At 64.4% G+C, this 26,125-nt stretch carries 25 protein-coding genes; 16 read left to right on the forward strand and 9 right to left on the reverse strand.

All coding sequences use genetic code 11. The features are described 5' to 3' along the window. The first annotated feature begins 198 nt into the window (after positions 1–198). The 6 genes from ASE71_RS00770 (at position 199) to ASE71_RS00795 (ending at position 7,059) form a co-directional block, all read left to right on the forward strand. The gene (locus ASE71_RS00770) at positions 199–1,089 is read left to right on the forward strand and encodes a substrate-binding domain-containing protein (protein ID WP_060521944.1); all 891 of its coding nucleotides are present in this window, start codon (positions 199–201) and stop codon (positions 1,087–1,089) included. Positions 1,090–1,200: 111 nt separating this feature from the next. Continuing rightward, positions 1,201–2,712 (forward strand): sugar ABC transporter ATP-binding protein, encoded by a 1,512-nt coding sequence (locus ASE71_RS00775; protein WP_060521943.1) that lies wholly within the window; start codon positions 1,201–1,203, stop codon positions 2,710–2,712. Continuing rightward, positions 2,709–3,671, forward strand: a complete 963-nt coding sequence (locus ASE71_RS00780; RefSeq protein WP_060521942.1) for an ABC transporter permease — start codon at positions 2,709–2,711, stop codon at positions 3,669–3,671. Before ASE71_RS00775 ends, ASE71_RS00780 begins: the two co-directional genes overlap by 4 nt. 22 nt (positions 3,672–3,693) lie before the next feature. Then, entirely contained in the window at positions 3,694–4,635 is a 942-nt protein-coding gene (locus ASE71_RS00785) for a sugar kinase (RefSeq protein ID WP_060521941.1), read from the forward strand. Between the two features lie 5 nt (positions 4,636–4,640). Continuing rightward, the gene (locus tag ASE71_RS00790; RefSeq protein ID WP_060521940.1) at positions 4,641–5,921 is read left to right on the forward strand and encodes a D-tagatose-bisphosphate aldolase, class II, non-catalytic subunit; all 1,281 of its coding nucleotides are present in this window, start codon (positions 4,641–4,643) and stop codon (positions 5,919–5,921) included. Between the two features lie 121 nt (positions 5,922–6,042). Then, positions 6,043–7,059: a LacI family DNA-binding transcriptional regulator gene (locus tag ASE71_RS00795; RefSeq protein ID WP_060521939.1), complete on the forward strand. Its 1,017-nt coding sequence runs from the start codon at positions 6,043–6,045 to the stop codon at positions 7,057–7,059. A gap of 79 nt (positions 7,060–7,138) precedes the next feature. On the opposite strand, the gene ASE71_RS00800 is transcribed toward ASE71_RS00795, so the two are convergent. After that, the gene (locus tag ASE71_RS00800; protein WP_060521938.1) at positions 7,139–7,756 is read right to left on the reverse strand and encodes an isochorismatase family protein; all 618 of its coding nucleotides are present in this window, start codon (positions 7,754–7,756) and stop codon (positions 7,139–7,141) included. 124 nt (positions 7,757–7,880) lie between these two features. On the opposite strand from ASE71_RS00800, the gene ASE71_RS00805 reads away from it, so the two are divergent. Then, complete coding sequence (locus ASE71_RS00805) at positions 7,881–8,852, forward strand: GlxA family transcriptional regulator (RefSeq protein ID WP_060522071.1); 972 nt, start codon at positions 7,881–7,883, stop codon at positions 8,850–8,852. A 37-nt stretch (positions 8,853–8,889) separates the two neighbouring features. On the opposite strand, the gene ASE71_RS00810 is transcribed toward ASE71_RS00805, so the two are convergent. From ASE71_RS00810 to ASE71_RS00830, 5 genes are all read right to left on the reverse strand, one after another. Next, on the reverse strand, positions 8,890–10,137 hold the full coding sequence (locus ASE71_RS00810; RefSeq protein WP_060521937.1) for an MFS transporter: 1,248 nt from the start codon (positions 10,135–10,137) through the stop codon (positions 8,890–8,892). Then, the gene (locus tag ASE71_RS00815; protein ID WP_244496967.1) at positions 10,137–12,494 is read right to left on the reverse strand and encodes a TonB-dependent siderophore receptor; all 2,358 of its coding nucleotides are present in this window, start codon (positions 12,492–12,494) and stop codon (positions 10,137–10,139) included. The genes ASE71_RS00810 and ASE71_RS00815 overlap by 1 nt, the downstream gene beginning before the upstream one ends. A 211-nt stretch (positions 12,495–12,705) precedes the next feature. Then, positions 12,706–13,656 (reverse strand): FecR family protein, encoded by a 951-nt coding sequence (locus tag ASE71_RS00820; protein WP_060521936.1) that lies wholly within the window; start codon positions 13,654–13,656, stop codon positions 12,706–12,708. Positions 13,657–13,753: 97 nt separating this feature from the next. Further along, entirely contained in the window at positions 13,754–14,260 is a 507-nt protein-coding gene (locus ASE71_RS00825; protein ID WP_060521935.1) for a sigma-70 family RNA polymerase sigma factor, read from the reverse strand. Between the two features lie 207 nt (positions 14,261–14,467). Beyond that, positions 14,468–15,385 carry a LysR family transcriptional regulator gene (locus ASE71_RS00830; RefSeq protein WP_060521934.1) on the reverse strand — a complete coding sequence of 306 codons (918 nt, stop codon included), beginning with the start codon at positions 15,383–15,385 and terminating at the stop codon, positions 14,468–14,470. A gap of 91 nt (positions 15,386–15,476) precedes the next feature. Here ASE71_RS00830 and ASE71_RS00835 point away from each other — a divergent pair, with 91 nt between their 5' ends. The 5 genes from ASE71_RS00835 to ASE71_RS00855 all read left to right on the forward strand — a co-directional run bounded on the left by ASE71_RS00835 (position 15,477) and on the right by ASE71_RS00855 (position 19,915). Continuing rightward, a complete protein-coding gene (locus tag ASE71_RS00835) occupies positions 15,477–15,884 on the forward strand; it encodes a hypothetical protein (protein WP_060521933.1) in 408 nt (135 codons plus the stop codon). Continuing rightward, entirely contained in the window at positions 15,871–16,542 is a 672-nt protein-coding gene (locus ASE71_RS00840) for an SDR family oxidoreductase (protein WP_060521932.1), read from the forward strand. The genes ASE71_RS00835 and ASE71_RS00840 overlap by 14 nt, the downstream gene beginning before the upstream one ends. Before the next feature lie 59 nt (positions 16,543–16,601). Then, the gene (locus tag ASE71_RS00845; protein WP_060521931.1) at positions 16,602–17,702 is read left to right on the forward strand and encodes an alkene reductase; all 1,101 of its coding nucleotides are present in this window, start codon (positions 16,602–16,604) and stop codon (positions 17,700–17,702) included. A gap of 41 nt (positions 17,703–17,743) precedes the next feature. Further along, complete coding sequence (locus ASE71_RS00850) at positions 17,744–18,760, forward strand: zinc-binding alcohol dehydrogenase family protein (RefSeq protein ID WP_060521930.1); 1,017 nt, start codon at positions 17,744–17,746, stop codon at positions 18,758–18,760. A 348-nt stretch (positions 18,761–19,108) separates the two neighbouring features. Next, on the forward strand, positions 19,109–19,915 hold the full coding sequence (locus ASE71_RS00855; RefSeq protein WP_200949985.1) for an arginase family protein: 807 nt from the start codon (positions 19,109–19,111) through the stop codon (positions 19,913–19,915). 28 nt (positions 19,916–19,943) lie between these two features. Here ASE71_RS00855 and ASE71_RS00860 read toward each other — a convergent pair whose 3' ends face one another. Both ASE71_RS00860 and ASE71_RS00865 read right to left on the reverse strand, forming a co-directional pair. Beyond that, on the reverse strand, positions 19,944–20,993 hold the full coding sequence (locus ASE71_RS00860; protein ID WP_060521928.1) for a serine hydrolase domain-containing protein: 1,050 nt from the start codon (positions 20,991–20,993) through the stop codon (positions 19,944–19,946). Positions 20,994–21,090: 97 nt separating this feature from the next. Then, positions 21,091–21,663 (reverse strand): TetR/AcrR family transcriptional regulator, encoded by a 573-nt coding sequence (locus ASE71_RS00865; protein ID WP_060521927.1) that lies wholly within the window; start codon positions 21,661–21,663, stop codon positions 21,091–21,093. Between the two features lie 89 nt (positions 21,664–21,752). Here ASE71_RS00865 and ASE71_RS00870 point away from each other — a divergent pair, with 89 nt between their 5' ends. From ASE71_RS00870 to ASE71_RS00885, 4 genes are all read left to right on the forward strand, one after another. Then, positions 21,753–22,661, forward strand: coding sequence for an SDR family oxidoreductase (locus ASE71_RS00870; RefSeq protein ID WP_060521926.1), 909 nt, complete (start codon positions 21,753–21,755; stop codon positions 22,659–22,661). Between the two features lie 122 nt (positions 22,662–22,783). Then, the gene (locus ASE71_RS00875; protein ID WP_034805462.1) at positions 22,784–23,038 is read left to right on the forward strand and encodes a hypothetical protein; all 255 of its coding nucleotides are present in this window, start codon (positions 22,784–22,786) and stop codon (positions 23,036–23,038) included. A 333-nt stretch (positions 23,039–23,371) separates the two neighbouring features. Next, positions 23,372–24,361, forward strand: coding sequence for a L,D-transpeptidase family protein (locus ASE71_RS00880; protein ID WP_060521925.1), 990 nt, complete (start codon positions 23,372–23,374; stop codon positions 24,359–24,361). A gap of 83 nt (positions 24,362–24,444) precedes the next feature. Then, complete coding sequence (locus ASE71_RS00885; RefSeq protein ID WP_082566580.1) at positions 24,445–25,284, forward strand: L,D-transpeptidase; 840 nt, start codon at positions 24,445–24,447, stop codon at positions 25,282–25,284. Positions 25,285–25,331: 47 nt separating this feature from the next. On the opposite strand, the gene ASE71_RS00890 is transcribed toward ASE71_RS00885, so the two are convergent. Next, positions 25,332–26,048 carry a L,D-transpeptidase gene (locus tag ASE71_RS00890; protein WP_060521924.1) on the reverse strand — a complete coding sequence of 239 codons (717 nt, stop codon included), beginning with the start codon at positions 26,046–26,048 and terminating at the stop codon, positions 25,332–25,334. Positions 26,049–26,125 lie beyond the last annotated feature (77 nt).

The following is a 26,125-nucleotide window of genomic DNA, read 5'->3' on the forward strand; positions in this document are numbered from 1 at the left end:
CCGCAAAAGGACTGAAAGGACGACCGCCGCAACCTAAAAATTTCCACACTGCGCTCCAAATATTTTGTTCGTGTATTTTTAAAAGTTGACGCGCGAAAACTTTTATGATTTTTACGGCCTCACCAAGACGGCGGTGGGAGGGCCTCGCCAGCTTGGCTGAGACACAAGAAGGCCCGCGCCGTTTCCAGGGAGGAAACCATGAACTTGTCCCGCATTCTGAAATCTCTCGTCGCCGGCACGGCGCTGTCGCTCCTTGCCTCCTCGGCTTTTGCCGACGGCATCGGCGCGTCGCTTCTGACCCAGCAGCACCCGTTCTACATCGAGCTCGCCGACGCGATGAAAGCCGAGGCTGAAGCCAAGAACGTCAAGCTCGAGGTCTCGATCGCCAACCAGGATCTGAACAAGCAGCTCGCCGATGTCGAAGACTTCATCGTCAAGGGCGTCGACGTCATCGTCATCTCGCCGGTCGACAGCCAGGGCGTGCGCGCTGCGATCGAAAAAGCCGAGAAGGCCGGCATCAAGGTGATCACCGTCGACGTTCCGGCAAATGGCGCGACCGTCACCACGCATATCGGCACCGACAACTTCACCGGCGGCGTCAAGGCCGGCGAGCTGATGGCCAATGTTCTCGACAACAAGGGCAAGGTCGCCGTCATCGACTATCCGACGGTCCAGTCGGTGGTAAACCGTGTCAACGGCTTCAAGGAAGCGATCGCCAAGCATCCGGACATGGAAATCGTCGCGATCCAGACCGGCATCACCCGCGCCGAAGCATTGGCCGCCGCCCAGAACATGCTGCAGGCCAATCCTGATATCACCGGCATCTTCGGCTTCGGCGACGATGCCGCCCTTGCCGCTGCCGTTGCGGTCAAGGCTGCGGGTCTCGAATCCCAGGTCAAGGTCATCGGCTTCGACGGCATGAAGGAAGCCCGCGACGCCGTCGACACGAACCCTGTCATGGTCGGCGTCATCCAACAGTTCCCGGACCAGATGGGCAAGCAGGCGGTCGACACCGCCGTCAAGGTTGCCGCCGGCGAGACCGTGCCGGCCGAACAGCCGATCGTCCCCGGCGTCTACACCGCGAAGTAAGTCCTCCCAGGACAGCCGCCGCCCCACCTCAGGGGCGGCGGCAACCCATCAGGGTCCGTTTCCGTCCTCTGGCCGGAGGCGCTGCTCTCGGCTGACCTGAAGGAGGCCGCCATGTTTGGTTCGACCAGCGATACCATTCTCGAAATCGACAACGTCACCAAATCCTTCGGCCAGGTCGCGGCGCTGAAGGGCATGCGCCTCAAGGTTCGGCGCGGCCGGGTGCACACGCTGCTCGGCGAAAACGGCGCCGGCAAATCGACGCTGATGAAGATCCTCGCAGGGGTTCACGAAGCGACCTCGGGGGAAATCGCCCTCGACGGGCGCCCCTACCAGCCACGTAATCCGCAGGATGCCGCCGCCCTCGGGCTTGCCATCGTCTTCCAGGAACTCAGCCTCTGCAGCAACCTGACGGTGGCCGAAAACATTCTCGCCACCCGCGAGCCACGCCGCTTCGGCTTCATCAACGACAAGGAACTGGTCGTCAGGGCCCGCGCGATCGTCGCCGATCTCGGCCTGCCGATCGATGTCAGCGAGAAGGTCGGCAATCTCTCGATCGCCCAGCGCCAGCTGGTCGAGATCGCCAAGGGCTTAGGCCACGAGGCCAAAGTCGTCATTCTCGACGAGCCGACGTCGTCGCTCAGCGACAGCGAAGCCGAGATCCTCTTCGACATCATCGCGCGGCTGAAGAGCCGTGGCGTCGCGGTCATCTACATCTCGCACCGCATGGAAGAGATCATGCGGCTCAGCGACGACATCACGGTCATCCGCGACGGTGAATATGTCTCCACCCATGATCGCGACGACGTCACCATCGAGGCGCTGATCGCGCTGATGGTCGGCCGCCGCATGGACGAAATTTATCCGCCAGCGGCACACGAGCAGAAGCCGGATGCCACGCCGGTTCTCTCCGTCGACGACCTCACCCGCGACGGCGAGTTCGAGAACATCTCCTTCGACATCCGGCCCGGTGAAATCCTCGGCTTCTTCGGCCTCGTCGGCTCCGGCCGCTCCGAGGTGATGAACGCGCTCTTCGGCATGAGGGCCGCGACCGGAACTGTGCGCTTCGAGGGGCAACCGGTCCGCTTCCGCTCGCCGGCAGAGGCAATCGCCCGCGGCATCGGCTTCGTCACCGAAAACCGCAAGGAAGAGGGCCTGGTCCTCAGCCACAGCGTCGGCTGGAACATCTCGATGGCGGCGCTCTCCGATTTCACCGGCCCGCTCGGCTTCACCCGCAGCCGCGCCGAACGCACGGCGGCAGCCCAGGAAGTCGGCCGGCTGGCGATCAAGACCCATTCGCTCGACACGCCCTCGGGTTCGCTCAGCGGCGGCAACCAGCAGAAGATCGTGCTCGCCAAGTGGCTGCTGACCCGACCCAAGGTGCTGATCCTCGACGAGCCCACTCGCGGCGTCGATGTCGGCGCCAAGTTCGAAATCTACAAGATCATCCGCCAGCTGGCGGCCGAGGGAACGGCGATCCTGCTGATCTCCTCCGAGCTGCCGGAAGTGCTGGGAATGAGCGACCGCGTCGTCGTCATGCACGAGGGCGTCATCGGCGCAACGCTTTCCGGCGCCGAACTCAACCCGGAAACGATCATGGCGCACGCAACGGGATTTAAATCATGACGCAGCAATCCGAACTCCAGGCCACCTTCCTGCGCGCCCTGAAACAGTATGGCGGCATCCTTTTGTCGTTGGTGATGCTCTGCGTCATCTTCTCCTTCCTCAACCCGCGCTTCATGTCGGTCGTCAACTTCATGAACATCCTGCAGCAGGTGGCCGTGGTGGCGATCGCCGCCTTCGGCATGACCTGGGTGATCCTGCTTGGTGAGATCGACCTTTCGGTCGGCTCGATCATTGCGGTTGCGGGCATGGTCGGCGCGCAATGTTTCGCCTTCGGCCTCGGCTTCGCGCCGGCGCTCGCCATCACGCTTCTTGCCGGCGCCCTGATGGGCATGCTGAACGGCGTACTGACGGCAAAGCTGCTGCTGCCATCCTTCATCGTCACCGTCGCGACCATGGGCATCTACCGCGGCATGGTCAGCCTGCCGACCAACGGCGCGCCGGCGATGATCGAGAACTCGACCTGGACCGCCATCGGTACCGAAAGCTTCCTCGGCCTGCCGATCATCATCTGGGTCGTCGCCGTGCTCTTCCTCGTCAACCACATCCTTTTGAGCAAGACGAGCTTCGGCCGCCGCGCCTACCTCACCGGCGGCAATCGCGAGGCAGCGGTCTACTCCGGCATCAAGGTCGACCGGCTGAAGATCACCATCTTCATGATCTCGGGCGTGATGGCGGCGATCAGCGGCGTGCTTCTCTCCTCCCGCCTGTTCTCCGCCCAGACCAATGCCGGCATGAGCTACGAGCTCGACGCGATCGCGGCGGCAGTCCTCGGCGGCACCTCGCTTGCCGGCGGCGTCGGCACCATGGTCGGCACGCTGATCGGCGCGCTCATCATCGGCGTCATGAACAACGGCATGAACATGCTGTCGGTCCCCTACTTCTACCAGCTCATAGTCAAGGGCCTGGTGATCCTGATCGCCGTCTGGCTCGACGTACGCGCCAAGCAGGCAAAGCGCTGATCTTTCCGAAGAGAACATATCCATGCACAAGATACTGACGATCGGCGAAATTCTCGTGGAGATCATCGCCACCGAAAAGGGCGACGGCTTTCGCCAGGCGACCTCTTTGATCGGCCCCTACCCCTCGGGTGCGCCGGCGATCTTCATCGACCAGGTCGGCAAGCTCGGCCAGCCAGCGGCAATGATCTCGCGCGTCGGCAACGACGATTTCGGCCACGTCAACCTTGATCGGCTCAAGGCCGATGGCGTCGACATCTCGGGTATCGCGGTCGATCCGCTCGGCACCACCGGCAGCGCCTTCGTCCGCTACCGCGCCGACGGCAGCCGCGCCTTCGTCTTCAACATCCGCCACAGTGCCTGCGGCACGATCCGGCTCGACGAGGCGACCCGGGCGCTGGTCGGAACTTGCAGCCACCTGCACGTGATGGGCTCGTCGCTCTACGCTCCAAGCGTGGTCGAGAGCATCATCGCCGCGATCGAGATCATCAAATCAGCCGGCGGCACCGTCTCCTTCGACCCGAACCTGCGGCCGGAAATCCTCGACAGCCCCGGCATGCGCGAGGCGCTGCAGGCGGTGCTCGCCAAGACCGACGTCTTCCTGCCGAGCGGACAGGAACTCTTCCTGTTCACGCAGGCAAAGACCGAAGCGGAAGCCGTTGCCGAGCTGCTCGCCACCGGCATCAAGGTGGTCGTCGTCAAGCGCGGCGCCGAAGGCGCCAGCTATTTCGATCGTGAAACGACGCTCTCGCATCCGGGTTTTGCGGTCGAGGAGATCGACCCGACCGGCGCCGGCGACTGCTTCGGCGCGACCTTCGTCACCTTCTGGTTGAACGGAGCCAAGCCCGCTGAAGCACTGGAATTCGCCAATGCCTCGGGCGCGCGCGCCGTCATGATTTCCGGCCCTATGGAAGGCGCATCGACGCGCGCCGATCTCGAAACCTTCATCACCGCGAAAAAGGGCTGACCGCCATGCAACAGAACCTTCTGATCGACATCGCCCGCTGGTCCGAACGCCCCGGCCCGCGCGGCATACCCTCCGTCTGCTCGGCCCACCCGCTGGTAATCGAAGCCGCCATGCTGCGGGCGCTGAAGGAAGATGCCGCGCTTTTGATCGAGGCGACCTGCAACCAGGTCAACCAGGACGGCGGCTATACCGGCATGACGCCCGCCGATTTCACCCGCTTCGTCGCCGGGATCGCCGATCGCGTCGCCTTCCCGAAGGAAAAGATCATTCTTGGCGGCGACCATCTCGGCCCCAACCCGTGGAAACACCTTGCGGCCGAAGAGGCCATGGCCAAGGCCGAGACGATGATCGAAGCCTATGCCAAGGCTGGGTTCACCAAGCTGCATCTCGATACCAGCATGGGCTGCGCCGGCGAGCCGGTGGCTCTGCCCGATGCGGTGACGGCGGAGCGCGCCGCACGGCTGGCGGCTGCCGCCGAAGCCGCTATTTGCGGCGAAAACCACACCGCTCCCGTCTACATCATCGGCACCGAAGTGCCGGTTCCTGGCGGGGCACTGGAAGAACTCGACACGCTGGAAGTCACCGCACCCGAGGCGGCGGTCGAGACTGTCTCCATTCATCGCCAGGCGTTTGAAAAGGCCGGCGCTGCCGACGCCTTCGGACGTGTCGTGGGCGCGGTGGTCCAGCCGGGCGTCGAGTTCGGCAACGAGAACGTGATCGCCTATGACCGGGCGAAAGCGGCGAAGCTCAGCGCCAGCCTGAAACAGCTCGACGGCGTCGTCTTCGAAGCGCATTCGACCGACTACCAGACACCAGAGGCGCTGCGCGATCTCGTTTCCGACGGCTTTGCCATTCTCAAGGTCGGCCCGGGCCTGACCTTCGCTTTGCGCGAGGCACTCTACGGCCTCGACCAGATCGCCGCCTTCCTTTTCCCCGAGGCGCGCAAGCAGACGCTGGCGGCCGTCACCGAGGAAGTGATGCGCGAGGAGCCGGCCAACTGGGGCAAGTATTACCACGGCTCGGCGGAGGCCCAGCGGCTGCAGCGGCACTTCTCCTATAGCGACCGCATCCGCTATTACTGGCCGCATCCGAAGGTCGCGGCAGCCGTCGAAGAACTTCTGGCACTGCTTGACGGCGTCGTCATCGCGGAAACGCTGATCAGCCAGTATCTCCCCGGCAACTACGAGCGCGTGCGCGACGGTGAAGTCGCGGCTCAAGCAAAACCGCTGGCACTTGCTGCCGTCGATCGGGTTCTCGAGGATTACTTCAGGGCCTGCCGCGCTTAGCGTCAGGCCGGATGTTCGGTGAATATTTGCGAGCCGGTACTGCCTATCCCCTCGAAATGAACCTATAAACGAAATCAAAACAATATGGGGCACAGCGACCGTGGACAGACAGATCAAGACCATGGAGGATTTTTCGGAGTTCGTCGGCTTGTCGCGCCCGACGGTCTCGAAATACTTCAATGATCCAGGCTCGGTCCGCAAGAAGACCCGCGATGCCATCGAGGCTGCGATCAAGCAGTCGGGTTTTCGCCCGAACATCTTCGCCGTCAACCTGAACCGCCGCCGCACCAATATCCTCGGCGTCATCGTCCCGAACTCGACCGATCCCTTTTACATGGCGCTGACGCGCCGGATCGAACACATCGCCAACCAGGCCGGTTTTCTCGCCTTCGTGCTTTCCTCCGACGGGCGGCCGGAGATGGAAGAGCGGGCGATCGAAACCTTCAAGTCGATGAACGTCGCCGGCGCCATCATCGCGCCGCTCGGCGTGCAGTCGCATCACCGGACGCTGACGGCGCTCGGCGCCAGCATTCCGCTGATCTATGTGGACTCGCCACTCGACGACAGCTCGTCCTTCGTCGGCACCGACAACCGCCAGAGCTTCCGTCTGATGGTCGACTATCTTTGCCGCTCCGGCAGCCCGCCCTGCTACTTCGGCATGCCGCCGGTCAACAACAACGCGATGGCCCGGCGCGACGCCTATCTGGAAGCGATGCAGCAGCTGAAGATGGAGCCGGCACTGGTCGAAACCACGCCGAATGCCGCCTGGGATTTCGAAAAATTCGGCTTCGACGAGACGCTGCGCATCCTCGGCTCCGGCGGCTTTCCAACCAGGACGGTGCTTTGCGCCAACGACCGCGTCGCCTTCGGCGTCATTGCCGCCGCCTTCCAGTCGGGTCTCAAAGTAGGGCGCGACGCCGATGCGGATCTGCGCGTCGCCGGCCACGACGACCATCCGCTGTCGCGCTACACCTGCCCGCCGCTGACGACGGTGGCGCAGAACTATAACGAGATTGGCCGGCTGGCGATTGAACTGCTCCTTTTCAAGCTCGGGGAAACCACCAACGACGGCGGCGCCTTCCCCGAGGACGAGCGCATTCTCTTGAGCGCCGAGATCATGCTGCGCGGTTCCGCCTAGCAAGGTCGGGCGACCCGTTCTGTCCGAATGCGACCTCTCAGAAGAGCGCGCTCCAGACAGGCCCGGTTGCGCCGATCAATCAGGACCGGCGCGCCAGCGCCAGCACCTGATCGGTCGTCAGGATATCGCCGAAGGTGTCATCGATCGTCGCCAGCGATGCGCGATGCAGCAGCGCATGCGGAACAACGTCACCTTCCCCCGTATCGAGATCGCGTGTGGCGCAGGCATCCGAAGCGACGATGACGTTGAAGCCGAGCGGCACGGCATCACGCGCTGCACCGGCAACGCAGGCATGGGTCATCAGCCCTGACATGACGAGCGTATCGACGCCAGCCTGCCTCAACTGGGTGCCGAGATCCGTGCTGGCAAAAACGCTGACGGAGGATTTGCGCACCACCGAATGGTTGGCGGCGGGCTGAATGTCCCGGTGAAATGCCGAAGTCTCGCTGTCCTCGGCAAACACCGGGCTGCCAGCCGGCGTGACATGCTTGACGTGATAGACCTTCATCCCATCGGAATCGGCGCGCTGTATCAACCGCTTGGCATTGGCAAGCGCCTTTTCGCCATCGGGGATCGGCATGCGGCCGGCAAAATATTCGTTCTGGAAGTCGATCGCCAGCAGCGCCGTCTTCCTGGGATCGAGGCTGGCGGGGGCGGCGGCACCGGCAATCGTACGGATGGTCGGGTGTTGTGTCATGGGAGGTTCCTTTCGCGTTTCGACGCCCGCGAAGATCGTCAAAGCGGCCTCATCACGAAAGTGGCCTGAATGACAATATGTGATAGGTTCCGGCCAACTTCATTGCTTGAGTATCGGCCAGCACATGCACACCGTCGCCATCGTCGCCTTCGAGGGCATCAGCCCCTTTCACCTCTCGGTGCCCTGCATCGTGTTCGGCGACGACCTGTTGAAGCTCGGCGCGCCACGTTACCGGCTTGTGATTGCCGGAGAAAAGACCGGTACCGTTCGCACCATGTCCGGTTTCAGCATCGAGGTGGAGCACGATCTCGCAAGCCTGACGGAAGCGGACACGATCATCGTGCCGGCCTGGAACGATGCGGGCAACCGTCCGTCGGAAAGCCTGCTTGAGGCGCTGCGCGACGCCCACGCCCGTGGCGCCCGGCTCGTCGGCCTCTGCCTCGGCACCTTCGTGCTCGCCGAAGCCGGGCTGCTCGACGGCCGGGCGGCCTCGACGCACTGGGCCTGGGCGGACGAATTCGAGCGCGCCTACCCGCAGGTTGCGCTGAACCGGAACGCGCTCTATCTCGACGAGGGCGATATCCTGACGTCCGCCGGAACGGCCGCGGCGATCGACTGCTGCCTGCACATCGTGCGCAGCGACCACGGCGCCGAGATCGCCAACCGCATCGCCCGCCGGCTGGTCGTCGCACCTCATCGTCACGGCGACCAGGCGCAATATATCGAAGCGCCGCTCCCTGCCCCCGGCAGCGGCGACCCGCTCTCAGCGACGATTACCTGGGCGATCGAACATCTCGACGAGCCACTGTCGCTCGAACGGCTGGCCGATCACGCCGGCATGAGTCTCCGCAGCTTCACCCGGCACTTCCGCAAGAAGACGGGAACGACGTTCACGCAATGGCTTCTGGCGCAGCGGTTGGCGGTGGCGCAGCGCCTGCTGGAGACCGGCTCCTGTTCGGTTGATCACGTAGCGCAGATGGCGGGTTTTGGCTCCACCGTCTCCTTCCGCCAGCATTTCACCCGCGCCCTCTCCATCTCGCCAGCCAGCTATCGCCGACAGTTCCGCAACCGGCCAGCACGTGCATCCGCGCCCTGACCAGTCCCTTGCCCGTGTACATCAGGGAGCGCCGGCGTCAGGGCAAGGCGCGCTGCGCGTCGGCCCGCATCGGCGGCCGCGCGAGGAACGCCAGCAACGGCACCGCAACCGCTGAAACCCCTGCCGCGCAAATAAAGAAGGCGGAATAGCCGAACCGTTCAGCGATCCAGCCGGCGCCCAAGCCCCCGGCCATGCTGACGAGACTGTCCATGCATTGGAACAGGGTGAAATCTACGCCCGCCTGGCGCGGATCGGCCCAGCCCATGAACTGTGCATAGAGCGCGACGAAGCCGATAGCCATGACGCCGGAGGAACTGGAAACCGCAAGCGTCATCACCAGCGGTCGCGAGACATCGCCGGAGGCGCCGACATAGGCGAACGCGACCAGCATCGTCACCTGCAGGAGCAGCGCGCCGATCAGCACGGCACCGGCACCGCACAGGCGCACGAGCAGACCGCCGAACAAGGCCCCACCGAAGCCGACGAGCATGCTGCCGACACCATTGAGCATACCGACAGAGGCGAGATCGAACCCGTAGTCGATCAGGAAAGGGCCGAGCATGGCAAGGCCCCATTTCTGCGCGGACACATAGATCGCTGCGAGCAGAAGGCCTTTGCGCACCTCCGGCCGGGCGAGCGCAGCCTTGAGCGACGGAGTGTGGCTGCGCGCCTCGTTCGTCGGGCGCGAACCGGGCCCGAGCAGGAAAGGCAGACCGAGCCCCAGCACGACGGCGGCCATGATCCACACCGCCGGGGCCCAGCCGAGCCGATCGACGAGCACGAGGAACAGGCCGGCACCGATTGCCGAGCCGACATAGGAGCCGCCGACCTGCGCGGCATTGCCCCAACCGTGATGCTCTTCGGCGAGCGTCTCGACCGCAAAACCGTCGCAGGCGATGTCGACGGTCGAGGTGAAGAGCGCGATGAACACGAGGCAGGCGAGAACGGGGAAGAGCCGCTCCGGGCCGATGAACCCGAGAACCGCCAGCATCAGCGCCGACAGCGTGCCGCCGACGACAATGATGACCGCCGAGCGGTTGCGGCCGACCACCGGCAGGCGGAAACGCTCCACCTGCGGCGACCAGAGGAACTTCAGCGCCCAGGGCAGCACCGTCAGATAGACGAGGCCGATCTGGTCGAGCGGGAGGCCTTGCGTCCGCAAGACCGCCGGCAGGCCGAGCATCGTCAGCCCGCCGATCACGCTCTGCGCGACATAGAGCCCACCGACCGCGAAGAAGATCGCGGCGGGCGACGGCCTTGGCTGGACTGCCTTTTCCGACGCCATCAGAAGCGGTAGCGCAGGCTGGCGACCACCTTGCGGCCTTCGTCGAAGTAGCAGAAGCCCGTTGTGCAAAGCTGCTCGACTTCGTCGAAGAGGTTGGTCGCATTGAGCTGAAGCCGCACGCCCTCGAAGTTCGGATTGGCAGCGCCAAGATCGTAGCGCACCGAAGCATCGACAAAGGTGCGCGCCTGGTTGTTGAGAACCGGCGTGTGGACGTTGTCGCCGAAGCTCGAGCCGACATAGCGCACGCCTGCGCCGACGCCGAGCCCTTCGAGCGGTCCGGACTGTACCTCGTAGTCCGCCCACAGCGAGAACATGTGGTAGGGCGAGGAGTTCAGCTGGTTGCCGAGCGTTTCCGACGTCAGCTTGGTGATTTCGACGTCGTTGTAGGAATAGGACGCGATGAAGTTCCAGCCGTTGTCGAGCGAGGCCGTGCCCTCGAGCTCGAATCCGCGTGACTTCAGATCGAGCTGGCGCAGGAGGTTGAGACCCGATGACGTCTCGTAGACGGTGGCGTTTTCCTGGTCGATGTTGAAGACCGCGGCCGTAATCGTCGCGTTCTGGCCGGGGATCTCGTACTTGACGCCCGCCTCCCATTGCTTGCCGAGCGTCGGCATCGCCGGCGTATCGGTGCCGCCTAGATTGAGGATCACGCCCGGGTTGGAAACGAAGGCCGTCCCGTAGCTGACATAGGGCATCATGCCATTCGGCAGCACGTAGCCAAGGGCGGCGCGCGCTGTCGTCTCGCTGTCGTCGCGGTTGAAGCGCCTTCCGTCGACGGAATATTTGTTGTCCACCCAGTCGTGGCGCAGGCCCGCCGTCAGGCGCCAGGCCTCATACTCGATCTGGTCCTGGATGTAGATGCCGATGCCGCTTTGCGACTGCTTCTGGGTCGAAGTCAGCTTCGGCACATAGGTGAAGTCGTCGGTGAAGAGATCCGGCCCGCTGCCCTGCTGCGATGTATACTTCATGTAGCTGTAGTCGATACCGGCGATCAGCTGGTGCGCGGCGGCACCCGTGTCGAAGTCGAACTTCAGATAGGTGTCGCTGGCAAGGCCGCTGTTGTCCTCGACGGTCAGGCCCGGATACTTGGCGAACACCCATTCCTGCCGCGTCGAAATGTCGGAGTAGCGCAGCTTGTGGAAGAGCGTGACGCTGTCTGTGAGCTCATGCTCCAGTTCGTAGCCGATGCGCGCCTGTTTCTGGGTGAAATCGTTGAAGCGGGCGTCGCCGCCATAGGTCGGGATCGCGCCGATCGACTTGCCGTCCGGCCCGTAGCGGTTGAGGTAGCCCCAGGTGCCGCCGGTGGTCGAATCCATGTACTCGCCAAGCAGCGTGAACTTGGTGCCCTCGTCCGGCTGCCAGGTGACGGCGGGCGCGATGAACAGGCGGTCGTCCTTCACCGCTTCGATCTCGGTGCGGCCGTCGCGCGCAAGACCGGTCATGCGGTAGAGCATGGTGCCTTCGTCGTCGAGCGGTCCGGAAACGTCAAAGGCGCCCTGCACGCGACCGAAGGAACCGTATTGCACCTCGACCTCGCGCAGCGGGTCGCTGGTCGGGCGTTTCGAGACGATATCGACGATACCGCCAGACGAGCTGGCGCCGTAGATGGAGGCGGCCGGGCCGCGCAACGTGGCGATTGCCTCGACGCCATAGGGCTCCAGCCGGAACAGGCCGTTGGGGCTTGCGATCTGGCGCAAGCCGTCTCGGAAGATTCCGGTCAGCGTCAGGTCGATGCCGCGCACCTTGAAGGCGTCGAAGCGCGGCTCGGCGCCGTACTGGCCGACGCGGGCGCCGGGTGTATAATTCAGCGCTTCCATCAGGTTCTGGGGCTTCAGGTCCTGCAACTGTTTCTGGCTGATCACCGACATCGACTGCGGCGTCTGCATGACCGGCGTATCGGTCTTGGTGGCGATCCTTGCGGATTTCGCCACGTAGCCGTCAGTCTCGACGATGCCTTCGGCGCCGGTCCGCTCGCCGGTCGCGGTGATCTTTTCCAGTTGCGTTGCGCCATCCCTGACGACGGCGCCGGTGGTGATCGTCGCGTCCGCCGGATCGAAGATCTGCACGGTCGTTGCGCTGACGATGCGGAAGCGAAGCCCGGTCCCGTCGAGCAGTTGCGCAACCGCCGCCTCGGTCGCGAGCCTGCCTTCAACGCCCTTGGTCACCTTGCCGCTGGTGAGCGCGCTCGGATAGAGCAGGCGCAGGTCGGCCTGCCGGCCGAGCTTGAGAATGCCCGTTTCAAGGGAGCCCGCGGGAACGGAGATCGCTTTGGACGCCGTGATCGCGGACGGTGCCGCCGTCGCCTGCGCCTGCACTGCGCTCGCGCAGGCGATGAAAGAAACACTGGCGAGCGCCAAGCATGCAAAAGACCGGCGTCGCGATCCACGACCCTGCAAAATTCTCATCCGAGATCCCCTACTCCAACTCCGGGCGGGCCACCTCGAACCAGGTGCAGCGCCGCCACTGCTGACTAAGAGTGTGGGGAGCGCGTTCTCCTGACGTCACCGGACGATTTTTGTCAGAAATGATTCTTGTAAGGCGTGAAACCGCCTTGCCGTCGGCGTCAACCTAACGCGACTGGACGAGGACCATGAAGCCCGAGAGCCGCAAGACACGGAGCGGCAGACTGGCTTCGAGAACGCTCAGTGCGTCGTCGGTATCGTGCAGATCGAAGATGCCCGACACTTCGAGCGCGCCGGCCTTTTCGTCGATGAGCAGGATCCGGCCGCGGCGGTAGCGCTCGAGCGTCGAAAGGACCTCACGGAGCGGCCGACGGGAGAAGACAAGCTTTCCGTCGCGCCAGGCCGTCCCGGCGGCAACATCCGTCTTCGTCAGGAACAGGCGACCCTGCCGGTCGATCGTTGCCGCTTCGCCGGCGCCGAGGATGGCTTTCTGCCCGGCCGCCTCGACTTCGACACGGCCCTCCTCCACCTTAACGTCGGCCGCTCGGTCCGCCCCCGTCGCGCCAACCGAGTAGCGGGTTCCGAGCGCCGTCGCGCTGATCGAGCCGTCTTCGACCACGAAGGGCCTCTGCGGATTTTTTGCGACGGCAAAGAACGCCTCGCCGCGCAGCAGCCGCACCTTTCTTTGCCCCTGATCATATCGGACGACGAGCGCCGTGTCGGTGTTGAGGTCCACCTGCGTCCCGTCCTCCAGCGCGATGCGCCTGACCTCGCCGACACCGGTGTAGTAGTCGGCGCGCCAACGGTCGCCATAGGGCGTCGCCAGCGACAGGATCGCGACGCCTGCGGCAAGACAGAGCCCGACAAAGCCACCGACGCGGCGGCGGCGCTGTGCGCGCAACTGCCCGAGCCGCCCTTCGGGGATCGGTACCTCGCCGAGATCGCTCCACAATGCCCGCAGTTCTTCGTAGGCCGCCCGATGATCCGCATGCTCGTCGAGCCAGCGCTCGAATGCCTGGCGGTCGATAATGGTCGCATCCTCGGACTGCATTCGCGCAACCCAGCCGGCAGCCGCTTGCAGAACGCTGTCATCGATTGTCTGGCGATCGCCACTCATTCCTGTCTTCCGGTCGAACTGAAAATGCCTTCGGGCGGTCCCAAAGAATCGCTCCCATCATCTTAGAGTTGTATGGATGGTTTTGCCTGATGTCGGCTCAGAAAATAATCTCGGCGCGCATTTTCCGGCATTCGAGCAGCGCCCGGATGATGTGCTTTTCGACCATGTTTCTCGATATGCCGAGCTGATCGGCAATCGCGCCGTTGCTGAGGCCGTGCAGGCGGCTGAGGATGAAGACCTGCTGGCAACGGTTCGGAAGCCCCTCGATGGTGCGCGCCATGATCAAAAGGCACTGGCGGGCGTTGACGATGCGATCCTGGATCGGCCTGTCTTCGGCATGCTCCATGCCGTCCTCGTCGGCAACGAACAGCGCCTGCTCGCGCGCGGTGCGCTCGGCAGCGACCCGCGCGACGGAGCGCGCGACCTGGAACAGATAGGCTTGCGGGTTCTCGATCAGCGTCGAGCGCGATGCCTCCAGCATGCGCATGAACGTTTCCTGCGTGGCGTCGACGGCATCCTCGCGACTTCTGAGGCGGCGGCTGAAGAAACGGCGTATCCTGCCCTGTTCCCGTTCGTGGAGCCCCTGCACCATCGCATCGGTCATCAATCTGCCTCTCCATCGCGGGAGCCGCGCGGCCGCCGCCGGAACCAGCGGTGGCGCCGTGCGCCACCGCTTATGTTGAATGTGTTACTCATGTTTTATAAGTGAAGCCACGCGCGACCGCAATGCGCTGGCATGCCGCATTGGAAAACGGGGGGCGATACTGTTGCACGACGGCCACGTCGGCAGCGGCCACGGGCGGACGTGTCCCTATGCGTCTCCAATGCGCGTCAGGACAGTCTCGATCGAACCGAGTTCCGAAGCGATCCGCTCGATCAACAGCCGCACCCGGCGTGGCTGGACGCTCGCCGGCGGATAGACGATCTGCAACCCGGTTTCGCCGACCGCAAAATCCTTGAGAAGCTCGACCAGCGCGCCGGAGGCCAGGTCCTCGGCGATGTCCCACACCGACTTCAGGGCGATGCCGTGCCCCGCCCGGCACCACGCCCCCACCAGTCCGCCGTCATTGGCGACGCGACGCCCGCGCACCATGACCTTGTGCGGCTTGCCATCCACCTGAAAGGCCCATTCGCGGTCGAGATTGGCGCCGAAGCGCATGACGATGCAGTCGTGGCGGGAGAGATCGTCGGGATGCTCCGGCCGGCCCATAGCTTCGAGATAGGACGGCGCCGCACATACGACGCGCCGGTTCTCCCCGAGCGACCGAGACCTCAGCGTGCTGTCGGCAAGCACGCCGTGCCGGATCGCGAAATCCATGCCCTGGCCGACCAGGTCGAGGTAACCGTCGGTGAGATTGAGATCGACCGTCACATCGCGGTGCTCCGCGAGAAAGCGATCGAGGATCGGTACGATGTAGCGCCGCCCCATATCCTCAGGCGCGCTCAGCCGGATGGGCCCCGAGATCGTGCGCGTGCCCGACCGGATGCCGCTCTCCAGTTCGTCGGCCTCCGCCAGCAGCCGGCGGGCGCCGTCCACCAGCAGGCGGCCCTCCTCCGTCAGGCTGATCGCCCGCGTCGTGCGTTTCAGAAGTGCGGCGCCATAGTGGGCCTCGAGAGCTGCCAGCCGCTCGGAGACGGAGGCTGGCGACAACCCCTTCTCGCGGCCGGCGGCGGAAAGCCCGCCCTTTTCGACGATCAGAAGGAACAGGGCCAGATTGTCGAGCAGCATCTTTCGCTTTCTCCGAAATATAATTTTGGAAATAAGCCAATTATCCGGATGCGCCGCAAGCGCTAAATTTGCTGGCGAAAGGAGACGCGTGATGCACATCGACCACGTCACCATCCGCACCACCGATATCGACGCCACACGCGCGTTCTTCGAGACGGTCTTCGACCTGACCGTCGGCGAGCGTCCGGCAGCTATCCGCCGAATCCCCGGCTGCTGGCTCTATGCCGGAGGCAAGCCGATCGTCCACCTCATCGGCAGCCGTGGCGTGGGCTTCGAGTGTGCGGCCGAAGCGATCGATCATGTCGGCTTCCGGTTCGAAGGCTACGCCGCCTTCCGCGCCAAGCTCGACCGGCTCGCCATTCCCTATTCGACCATGGACCTTGCCGACATCGGCGAGCGGCGGCTGTTCCTGCGCGCGCCCGGCGGACCGCTGCTCGAAGCCGTCTTTTGTGAACCCGTCCCCACCCTTCCTCCGGAGAATAACCATGACTTTCACTGACACCACCGTCTCCGTCGTCATCGGCGGCACCAGCGGTATCGGCGCCGCCGTCGCCAAGGCGCTTGCCGAGCGCCCGGGCCGGGTAGAGATCGCCAGCCGCGCCACCGGTCTCGATCTTGCCGATGCCGCGGCAGTGGCCGCCTATTTCCAACAGCTCGGTCCGTTCGATCACCTGATCGTCACGGCTGGCTCCTCGGCGCCGGGCGGCACCGTCGTCGATATCGACCTCGAAGCAGCCAAGGCCGCCTTCGACGTCAAGTACTGGGGCTCGATCCTGCTTGCCCGCGAGGCGGCCAAGAGCATTCGGCCCGGCGGTACGATCACCTTCACCTCGGGCTTTCTCGCCCGCCGAACGGTGCCGGGCACCTTCGTCAAGACGGCGATGAACGCGGCACTCGAAGCAACCGCCAAGGTGCTGGCCAAGGAATTGGCACCGCTGCGGGTGAATGTCGTCAGCCCCGGCCTGACGCGAACGGAAGCCTATGCCGGCATGGCCGGCGAGGCGCGCGACGCGATGTTCGATCGCGCCGCTGCAACACTGCCTGCCGGCCGCGCCGGGCAACCGGAAGATATCGCCAACGGCTATCTCTTCGCCATCGACAATCCCTTCGTCACCGGCTCGGTCATCGACATCGAAGGCGGCGCACTGATCAACTGACGTGCTTCCCCGCGCTTGGCCCTGCCGCTATGCGACTGCCCCTCCCAAAGGATCTCACCATGCCATCGCTCTTTTCTCCGATCCCGCTCGGGTCCTTGACCCTACCCAACCGCATCGCGCTTGCGCCGATGACGCGGGCGCGAAGCAGCCAGCCGGGCAATGTGCCCAACGCCCTGATGGCCGAGTACTATGCCCAGCGCGCCTCGGCCGGCCTCATCGTCACCGAGGCCACCCAGATCTCGGCGCAGGGCCAGGGCTACTCGTTTACACCCGGCATCCACTCTCCCGCGCAGATCGCCGGCTGGCGGCTCGTCACCGACGCCGTACACCAGGCCGGAGGCCGCATCATGCTGCAACTCTGGCATGTCGGCCGCATGAGCCATGAGAGTTTCCGCGACGGCGGACGCCCGGTCGCACCGTCTGCGATTTCGCCGGACGCAAAGGTCTGGGTGGCCGATCCAGAAACCGGCATCGGCGCGATGGTCGACAGCCCCTTGCCGCGCGCCTTGGAGCTGAGCGAGATCGCCGGCATCGTCGAAGATTTCCGCCAGGCGGCGGCCAACGCCATCGAAGCCGGCTTTGACGGCGTCGAGATCCATGGCGCCAACGGCTACCTGATCGACCAGTTCCTGCGCCGCTCGTCCAACCGGCGCGACGACCGCTATGGCGGCCCGGCCGAAAACCGCATCCGCTTCCTGGTCGAGGTCGCCGAGGCGGTCGCCGGCGAGATCGGCGCCTCCCGGGTCGGCATCCGGCTGTCGCCCTATATCACCCAGCGCAACATGAAGGACGACGAGATCATCCTAACGATCCTGAAGGCCTCGGGCGAAATCGACCGCATCGGCCTTGCCTATATCCATCTGGTGGAAGCCGACTGGGACGATGCGCCCGTCATCCCCGACGACTTCCGCCGCGAGCTGCGCGCCACCTATTCCGGCCGCATCATCGTTGCCGGCCGCTATGATCGTAAGAAGGCCGAGGCGATCCTTGCCGCCGGTCTTGCCGACATCGTCGCCTTCGGCCGTCCGTTCATCGCCAATCCGGACCTGCCGCGCCGACTGAAAGACGGGCTGCCGCTCGCAAGCTTCGACGGGGCCACGCTTTTCGGCGGCAGCGCCGAAGGCTACTCTAGCTATCCGGCACTCGAGCGCGTGGCATGACCGCGGCAATCACACCTCTTCACCCCACAAAGGAGCAATTCATGAAAGCTGTCGCCCTCACCCGCTATCTCCCGGTTTCCGACCCGGAGAGTTTCCTCGATGTCGAGCTCCCGAAGCCGGAGCCCAAAGGGCATGATATCCTGGTCGCGGTCCGCGCCGTCGCGGTCAATCCCGTCGACGTGAAAATGCGCGCGCCGAAGGACAAGGTCGAGGAAACGCCGCGCGTGCTCGGCTGGGACGCAAGCGGCGTGGTCGAGGCCGTCGGTGCTGATGTGACGCTGTTCCAGCCGGGCGACGCCGTCTACTACGCCGGCGACCTGACTCGATCGGGATCCAACCAGCAGTATCAACTGGTCGATGAGCGCATCGTCGGGCGCAAGCCGAAGAACCTGTCCTTTGCGGAAGCGGCCGCCCTGCCGCTGACGACGATCACCGCCTATGAGGCCTTCTTCGACCGGCTCGGCATCGACCGGGACGGCGCCGACCGCGGCCAGTCGATCCTCATCGTCGGCGGCGCCGGCGGCGTCGGCTCGATCGGCATTCAGCTGGCAAAGCGCGCCGGCCTCACCGTCATCGCCACCGCCTCGCGGCCGGAAACCATCGCCTGGGTCAAGGAACTTGGCGCAGACCATGTGGTCAGCCACCGTGAACCGCTGGTCGCGCAGGTCCGCGCGCTCGGCTTTTCCCATGTCGACCACATCGCCATCTTCAACGACATGCGCCACTGGGACGACGCTGTCGAGCTGATCCGGCCGCAAGGCGGCATCGTTTCGATCGACAACACCGACGTGCCGATGCCCATGGCCGGCATGAAGACCAAGGCGGCGAGCCTGCATTGGGAGTTCATGTTCGCCCGCCCGATGCACCAGACGGCCGACATGATCGAACAGCATCGTCTGCTGAGCTTCGTCGCCGACGAGATCGATGCCGGACGGCTGAAGACGACGCTTGCCGAGGTGCTGTCGCCGATCAACGCGGCGAACCTGCGCGAAGCGCATCGCCGCATCGAAACCGGCGCTGCCAAGGGCAAGATCGTCATTGAAGGCTTTGGCGGCTAAGTGCACCGGCTGCCGATTTAAACGAAATCGCTTGCCGCGACATAGATTGCGGCAAGCACCTGTCACCTCTGAAATTTCTGCGGCACCCGCGCCGCGCCAAACGGCCGAGCGACATTGGCGATCGCGGCGACCCGCGTCGCCCTGTGCACGGCAATCGCATCAACGCTCGCCCCGATGAAATTGCGATCGCGGCGCGATATCGATATATCCACGTAGATATATCGAATCTTCGAGGCTTCCCTTTCAAACCAATCCCACAGATCCCCTCGAAAACGCTGAAACAGGCGGGCTTTGCAGGTGCGCCCAATACCGGCGTTAACGCCCACCGAAAATGCAAGGAGAATGCCCGTGCCCTATGAACTCGTCGTCTCCCAGGGACGCATCGCCGACAGAACGTCCGGCGCTATCCCCGGGGCGGCCCTGACGGCCGAAGCGCTGAGCAAGCGCACCGGGCTGCAGCCGACCGTTATCGGCAGCCCGTCACCGGCAAAGGAAGACGACTGGTCGGCAAGCCTGCCTGAGGCCGGGGAGACCCTGGCCGCTTTGCAGGCGGCGATTGCCGCAACACTTGCGCGGGGCAACAAACCACTTTTCATCGCCAATACCTGCTCCGCCAGCCTTGCGACACTGCCGGAAGTCGCGCGGGAACGCGCCGACGCGGTCTTGCTCTGGTTCGATGCCCATGGCGATTTCAACACGCCGCAGACCACCGAAAGCGGCTATCTCGGCGGCATGGTGCTGGCTGCCGCCTGCGGGCTCTGGGAGAGCGGCCACGGCAGCGGGCTGAACCCGGCAAAGGTCGTCATCGTCGGCGCGCGCGACATCGACCCCGCGGAGATGGATTTGCTGCGGCAGGCAGGCGTGCGCATCCTTTCGCCGACAGAAGCGACGCCGGAGGTCATTCTTTCGTTGATCGGCGATGCGCCGGTCTGGATCCATGTCGATTGGGACGTGCTCGAGCCGAAGCATGTGCCGGCCGCCTATGCGATCGGCGGTGGCCTCTATCCGCAGACCTTGCGCGCCATCTTCGCGGCAATCTTGAAAGAGCAGATCGCTGGCATCGAGCTCGCGGAATTCGAAGCGTCTGAGGCGGCGCTGAAGAATGAAGCTGCGATCGAATGCCTGCTCGGCGTCGTGGAACCGTTGCTTGCTTGACGCGGAGCGGCGTCGAGCCGAAGCCGCGTCACCCGTCCGTTTCCGGATCGGCCTTTACATTCGTGATGATCTCGCCGAGCACCAGATGCAGCGCATCGCGGTAGCCGTTGCGGGCCGACGGCCCGCTTTCGGCCGATGTCATCACCACCGTCAGATCCAGGTTCGGCACGATGTAGAGCATCTGGCCGCCATAACCCCAGGCGAAATGCACTTCTTCACCGGCGATCTGGCGCTCGAACCAGCCATAACCGTACTCGTCGCCGGAGAAGCGCGAATTGGTTCGATGCTGCCAGGAGGCCGCGATCCATTCCGCCGACACCAGTTGCTGGCCTGACGCCGTGCGGCCGCCATTGCGATAGAGTTCGCCGAAGGCAAGCAGGGAGCGCGGGCTCATCGCCATCTGGTTGCCGCCAAGGTAGATGCCTTGCGGATCGCGATCCCAGGCCCCGATGCGGAAGCCCTCGAGCGGCCCCAGCCACTCGCGCGCGAGCGCCAGGGTCGACTTGCCGCTGACCTTCGTCAGGATCGCCGAAAGCAGATGGGTCGAGGCGGTGGAATAGAGCATCTCTCCACCCGGATCGTCGTCGAAGGGCTGGGCAAGCGCCGTGCGCACCCAGTTCCGGCTGGCGACCCATCGCCCATAGTTCGGCCCCGAGAGACGGCCGAGTCCGGCCTGCATCGAAAGCAAATGACCGATGGTGATGTCGTTGATGCGCGGATCAGGCGAGGCCGGCAGGTCCTCTTTCAGGATCGGCGCGATCTTCTGCTCCGGACCTTCGAGCAGCCGCTTGTCGATGGCGATGCCGACCAGCGCCGAGATGATCGTTTTCGACGCCGACTTGATGTTGGTCGAGTCCGTCACGCGGTTGCGGCCGTAACCACGCTCAGCGACGATCTTGCCGTCGCGGGCGACGATCACGGTCTTCAGGGGATCAAGCTCTGACCGTGAGGCCAGTTCGTCCAGCAAGGCCGAAATCGGCGATGGCGTCTGAGCCGCGACCGGCAAGGCGACAAGCGTCGAGACGACGAGTGCCAAAGTGGCGATGCGGGCAACGAGGACTGCGACAAATCTGATCATGGACCAGCATCTAAGACCAGCTTGCGCCGCCGTCATCCACCGCACGGCCATCTCACGGCGATTTGACAGACCGGTGAGCACGCCACTGCCACAGTTGTCAGCCTGCCGGCCGTCTCGCAAAAGCTTCGACGAAGCGCGTCAGGCTCTGCTCGACAAAGGCCGTGACCGGCACCTGCGGGTCGAAGCTCCACCAGAGCAAGGATCCCTGCCATTGCGACGCCATCAGCAGACCGAGCCCCGGGCTCGCAGCGGGAAGGCCGGCGAGGCATTCGTCGAGCACGCCTGCGAGCACGTCGCGCCACTTTGCGCCGCGGGCACGGAGCAACGGATCGCGCAGGTCTTCCCGCAGAATCCTGAGGTCGTCGGCATAGCTGTCGATACCGCCATAATCGCCCGAGAGGCCGACGAGCAGTGCGATGGCGCCCTCCGGCGTCCGCGGTACGCTCGCCATCAGCTCCGCCGTCTGCCCGTCCAACCCGTCCCAGGCCTGGCTGAGCGCCCGCTGGATCAGCTTCGCCTTGTTCTCGAAGCGCTGCACGAGCGTGGCGCCGGAAAGGCCCGTACGTGCAGCCAGCGCCGCGAAGGTCAGGCCATCTGGACCATCGGCCCGCATCAATGCGAAGGCGGCGGCCAGCAGCTCTTCGTCAGGCATGGTTTTTGGGCGAGGCATCTTGACTCTCATTTATAACCGAACAATCATTTATATATCACCCGAGCAGGAAAACGCCAGTCGGCAAGCGGCCGCGAAGGAGAAGAATCATGACACTCGAAGGAAAAGTCGCCCTCGTCGCTGGCGCGACGCGCGGCGGCGGACGCGGCATCGCGACCGAACTTGGCGCCGCCGGCGCCACCGTTTACGTAACCGGCCGCACCACGCGGCAACAGCAATCCGATTACGGGCGTCCCGAAACGATCGAGGAAACCGCCGAGATCGTCACCAGCCTCGGCGGCAAGGGCATTCCCGCCCAGGTCGACCATCTGCAGCCGGCGCAGGTACAGGCGCTTGTCGAGCGCATCCGCAGCGAACAGGGACGGCTCGACATCCTCGTCAACGACGTCTGGGGCGGCGAGTTGCTGTTCGAGTGGAACAAGCCGGTCTGGGAGCACAATCTCGAAAACGGGTTGAAGCTCCTGCATCTGGGCGTCGATACGCACCTGATCACCGCCCACTATGCCCTGCCGCTGATGATCGAGAAGCCTGGCGGCCTCTTGGTCGAGGTGACCGACGGCACCGCCGAATACAATGCCGAGAACTACCGGCTGTCGCCGTTCTACGACCTTGCCAAGGTTTCAGCGAACCGCATGGCCTGGGCCCACGCCAAGGACCTTTCGCCGCACGGCGCAACCGCGGTTTCGATCACGCCCGGCTGGATGCGGTCGGAGATGATGCTCGAACATTTCGAGGTCGGTGAAGACAACTGGCAGGACGCCACAAAGAACCAGCCGCATTTCGTCATTTCGGAAACACCACGTTTCGTCGGCCGCGCCATCGCGGCGCTCGCGGCCGATCCGGACAAGGCCCGCTGGAACGGCCAGTCGCTGTCGAGCGGCGGGCTGGCGCAGGTCTACGGGTTTTCCGATCTCGACGGCTCGCGGCCCGATTGCTGGCGCTACATGCGCGAGGTGATGGAGGCGAACAAGCCGGCCGACGCAACCGGCTATCGTTAGGCGTTGCCGCCAAAACCCGTCACCGGCAAACTTGAAACGACGGGCGGCCTCCTATAGTTCGGTGTTTCGGGCAACCAAGCGCCGCCGCCCGGATGTGGCAGCGCTATCGAGTGTGATTGAACATGGCATCGCGGGATCGGTATTCGAGAAAGCTGGAATGCGCCAAATGCGGAGCCGCCGGCTTCGCCGAAGCGTCGGAAAACGACAAAGGCAAGGGCAGCAATCGCGGCTTTACCATCGACGTGATGCCCAAGGGCTTCTCGACTGAACGCACCTCTCCCGACCCCGCCAAGCACATGGTGCGCTGCCGCTGCGGCAACGTCTTTGCCTTCAAGCAGAAGACCGTCTATGCGCCCGGCAGTGAGCCGCGGGACTGACGCAGCGGGACTTTTCCGGCGCCCGCGTTGAGAAAAAATTCACCATCTTGTCTCAACATCGACCCAATCGGCGGTCAGCTATGGCAGCGCGCGTTCAAGAATTTTTGATCGCGAGCACCAGGGACAAAGGCTTGCAGCCAGGGCTGTCACCGCTTAATCGCTGAACTTGAGGCTGAACCGAACTGCGTCGAACGCAACCGGCCGGCACACACGCCACACGAAGGACGCTTGGTGGCGGAAGCATTTCCAGGAGCCCGCATGCGGCGCGAGACGATCAAGAGCCCTTCTTCCGAGACACCTCAGGCCGGCAGGATATTCGCGCAGGTACGACGGATGCGGCATGCCTTGGCGATCGGCGCGATCGCCCTGGCGCTGTCCGGCTGCATGGCGCTCGACGCCGACGACGTGCGCGAGCCACCGCCGATCCCGGCCAAGCTGATCGCCGCCATGGCGAAGAACGGCAGCAAGCCGGAAAGCCCGGTGTTGATCCGCATCTTCAAGCAGGAAAGCGAACTCGAGGTCTGGAAGCAAAACAAACAGGGCCAGTACGCCCTGTTGAAGAGCTATCCCATGTGCCGCTGGTCCGGAAAGCTCGGCCCGAAGACGAAGGCCGGCGATCGCCAGGCGCCGGAAGGTTTCTACCACGTCTCCGCCGGCATGCTGAACCCGAAATCGCAATATTTCCTGTCGTTTAACCTCGGATACCCGAACCGGCTGGAATCGGCGCTCGGCTACACCGGTGAAGCGCTGATGGTGCACGGCGCCTGCTCGTCGTCCGGCTGCTACGCCATGACCGACCAGGGTGTCGGCGAAATCTATTCCGTGGTGCAACGCGCGCTCGCCGGCGGCCAGGGCACGTTCCAGGTTCAGGCCTATCCCTTCCGCATGACGGCGGAGAACATGGCCAAGCACCGCGGCGACCCGAATTTCGACTTCTGGAAGAACATCAAGCAGGGCTACGACATCTTCGAGGCGACGAAGCGTCAGCCGAAGGTCTCGGCCTGCGGCCGCCGCTACGTCTTCAACACCGATTTCGCCGATGGCGAACCGTCCGACCCGCTTGCCGCCTGCCCGGCGGCGATCTCCACGCCCGATGCCGGGCTGGTGGCGCGACTGCAATCGGAGGACGCGAAGCTCGCCGGCATGATGACCAACCAGACGTCGGCGCCGCTGAACGCCTATGTCGATGGCGGCATGCATCCGAGCTTCCGGGCGCTTCTTGAGAAAAACGGTGCTGAAAAGCTGGCCGCGAAGATCTCGGGAACTAAGTATCCTATCAGCCGACCCGAAGCGGCGCTGGCGGACCCCTACGCCGGCCTGTGATCGTTCCGTCGGCTGGCGACGCACAATTGACTTAAAAGGTCGGTTGCATCGCCGGTAGCGAATAGAGGACGATCGAGGATTACATGCCCGAAAGAGAGTTCCGCCGCCGCGCCTTCCTGCAGCTTTCCGCCGGGTTGGCGGCCGTTGGTCTCGCCGGCTGCGCCTCGCCGCGGCCTACTGTGACGCGCTCCTATGCGCCGGAACCGGTTCCCGAGACCAACACGTTCCTGGCCGACATGTACGGCGAGAAGCCGAACGAGCCCTACCCGCTGCCGGCCATTCCCTACGAGAAGATCGATCCGCGCTTCTACCGCCAGATGGTCGCCGATCCGACCGGCGAAAAGCCGGGAACGCTGGTCGTCGACGTCGGCAGCCACTTTCTCTATAGGGTCTATGAAGGCGGCCAGGCGATGCGCTACGGCGTCGGCCTCGGGCGTGCCGGTTTCGCCTGGGCCGGGCGCGGCGTCATCCAGTACAAGCGCGAATGGCCCCGCTGGAAGCCGCCGAACGAGATGGTGGCGCGCCAGCCCGAACTGCAGCAATTCAGCATCGAGGCGGGCGGCATGGATCCCGGTCTCAAGAACCCGCTCGGCGCCCGCGCCATGTACATCTTCCAGAACGGCGAAGACACGCTCTACCGCATTCACGGCTCGCCGGAATGGTGGACGATCGGCAAGTCGGTGTCGTCGGGCTGCGTGCGCATGATCAACCAGGACGTCGTCGATCTCTACAACCGCGTACCGAACGGCACGCCGATCGTCGTCACCGATCTCTCGGGCGGCGGCATGGTGCAATCGCAGCCGATGCAGGACGCGCAGCCCCTGCCGGATGGGCAACCATTGCCGGACTCCCAGCCGGTGCAGCGGTCGCCCGACTATATGCTGATGGGGCCGGACGGGCTGCCGCTTCCGCAGCCACTTTGAGGCATCCGTCCGGCAAGGGCGCAGAAATTACGCCAGATTGTCGCCCATCACAGGACGAGCAGCGGCGTCTTGCCTCCGACGCGATCATAGAGATCGATCGCGTCCTGCTGCAGCATCCGCACGCAGCCCGCCGACGCGTTCTTGCCGATCGAGCGCCACTGCGGCGAGCCGTGGATGCGGTAAAGCGTATCCTGGCCGTCCTGGAAGATATACATGGCGCGGGCGCCGAGCGGATTGTCGAGGCCCGGATCCATGCCGCCGGCATCGATGCCGTATTTCTTGAGGTGCGGCTGGCGTGCGACCATGTCGTCGGGCACCGTCCAGCGCGGCCACTTGCGCTTCCAATGCACGACGGCACGCCCCTTCCAGGCGCGGCCGGCCGCACCAAGACCGACGCCGTAACGGATGGCGCGGCCGCCGGGCAGGACGTAGTAGAGGAACATCGTCTGGGTATCGACGACGATCGAATGGGGCGGCTCGTTGGTGGCATAGGCCACTTCCTGGCGCAGGAACTGCGGCTTGATCTCGGTGTGCTGGATGCCCGGGACGTCGTAGCCTTCGTCCTTCACCGGCGCGTAGATCCTGGCATAGTCGAAGGTCTTCGTCGGCACGCCCGCCGCATCCGCCGCCTTTTCCGGCGAGCCGCCATCACCGCCGATCGGCTCGATCAGCTTCGGTTTCGGTTCGGGTTTCGGGATCTGCGTGCAGGCGCTCAAAACAGAGCTGGCGATCACCGCGAGCAGCGACCGGCGGGACAAATTCATCGACACTGTATTCAATTCCAGGGTTGGAGATTTCGGTTGGGAGGTCCGAGGGGAGGCCCAAGGCTGTTGGGCCGAAC

The sequence above is a fragment of the Ensifer sp. Root954 genome (assembly GCF_001429005.1).
Lineage (GTDB): Bacteria > Pseudomonadota > Alphaproteobacteria > Rhizobiales > Rhizobiaceae > Ensifer > Ensifer adhaerens.

Coding starts and splice junctions, on each gene's coding strand:
- ASE71_RS00770 (WP_060521944.1), top strand. CDS start 199: ATGAACTTGTCCCGCATTCTGAAATCTCTCGTCGCCGGCACGGCGCTG.
- ASE71_RS00775 (WP_060521943.1), top strand. CDS start 1,201: ATGTTTGGTTCGACCAGCGATACCATTCTCGAAATCGACAACGTCACC.
- ASE71_RS00780 (WP_060521942.1), top strand. CDS start 2,709: ATGACGCAGCAATCCGAACTCCAGGCCACCTTCCTGCGCGCCCTGAAA.
- ASE71_RS00785 (WP_060521941.1), top strand. CDS start 3,694: ATGCACAAGATACTGACGATCGGCGAAATTCTCGTGGAGATCATCGCC.
- ASE71_RS00790 (WP_060521940.1), top strand. CDS start 4,641: ATGCAACAGAACCTTCTGATCGACATCGCCCGCTGGTCCGAACGCCCC.
- ASE71_RS00795 (WP_060521939.1), top strand. CDS start 6,043: ATGGAGGATTTTTCGGAGTTCGTCGGCTTGTCGCGCCCGACGGTCTCG.
- ASE71_RS00800 (WP_060521938.1), bottom strand. CDS start 7,756: ATGACACAACACCCGACCATCCGTACGATTGCCGGTGCCGCCGCCCCC.
- ASE71_RS00805 (WP_060522071.1), top strand. CDS start 7,881: ATGCACACCGTCGCCATCGTCGCCTTCGAGGGCATCAGCCCCTTTCAC.
- ASE71_RS00810 (WP_060521937.1), bottom strand. CDS start 10,137: ATGGCGTCGGAAAAGGCAGTCCAGCCAAGGCCGTCGCCCGCCGCGATC.
- ASE71_RS00820 (WP_060521936.1), bottom strand. CDS start 13,656: ATGAGTGGCGATCGCCAGACAATCGATGACAGCGTTCTGCAAGCGGCT.
- ASE71_RS00825 (WP_060521935.1), bottom strand. CDS start 14,260: ATGACCGATGCGATGGTGCAGGGGCTCCACGAACGGGAACAGGGCAGG.
- ASE71_RS00830 (WP_060521934.1), bottom strand. CDS start 15,385: ATGCTGCTCGACAATCTGGCCCTGTTCCTTCTGATCGTCGAAAAGGGC.
- ASE71_RS00835 (WP_060521933.1), top strand. CDS start 15,477: ATGCACATCGACCACGTCACCATCCGCACCACCGATATCGACGCCACA.
- ASE71_RS00840 (WP_060521932.1), top strand. CDS start 15,871: ATGACTTTCACTGACACCACCGTCTCCGTCGTCATCGGCGGCACCAGC.
- ASE71_RS00845 (WP_060521931.1), top strand. CDS start 16,602: ATGCCATCGCTCTTTTCTCCGATCCCGCTCGGGTCCTTGACCCTACCC.
- ASE71_RS00850 (WP_060521930.1), top strand. CDS start 17,744: ATGAAAGCTGTCGCCCTCACCCGCTATCTCCCGGTTTCCGACCCGGAG.
- ASE71_RS00860 (WP_060521928.1), bottom strand. CDS start 20,993: ATGATCAGATTTGTCGCAGTCCTCGTTGCCCGCATCGCCACTTTGGCA.
- ASE71_RS00865 (WP_060521927.1), bottom strand. CDS start 21,663: ATGCCTCGCCCAAAAACCATGCCTGACGAAGAGCTGCTGGCCGCCGCC.
- ASE71_RS00870 (WP_060521926.1), top strand. CDS start 21,753: ATGACACTCGAAGGAAAAGTCGCCCTCGTCGCTGGCGCGACGCGCGGC.
- ASE71_RS00875 (WP_034805462.1), top strand. CDS start 22,784: ATGGCATCGCGGGATCGGTATTCGAGAAAGCTGGAATGCGCCAAATGC.
- ASE71_RS00880 (WP_060521925.1), top strand. CDS start 23,372: ATGCGGCATGCCTTGGCGATCGGCGCGATCGCCCTGGCGCTGTCCGGC.
- ASE71_RS00885 (WP_082566580.1), top strand. CDS start 24,445: ATGCCCGAAAGAGAGTTCCGCCGCCGCGCCTTCCTGCAGCTTTCCGCC.
- ASE71_RS00890 (WP_060521924.1), bottom strand. CDS start 26,048: ATGAATTTGTCCCGCCGGTCGCTGCTCGCGGTGATCGCCAGCTCTGTT.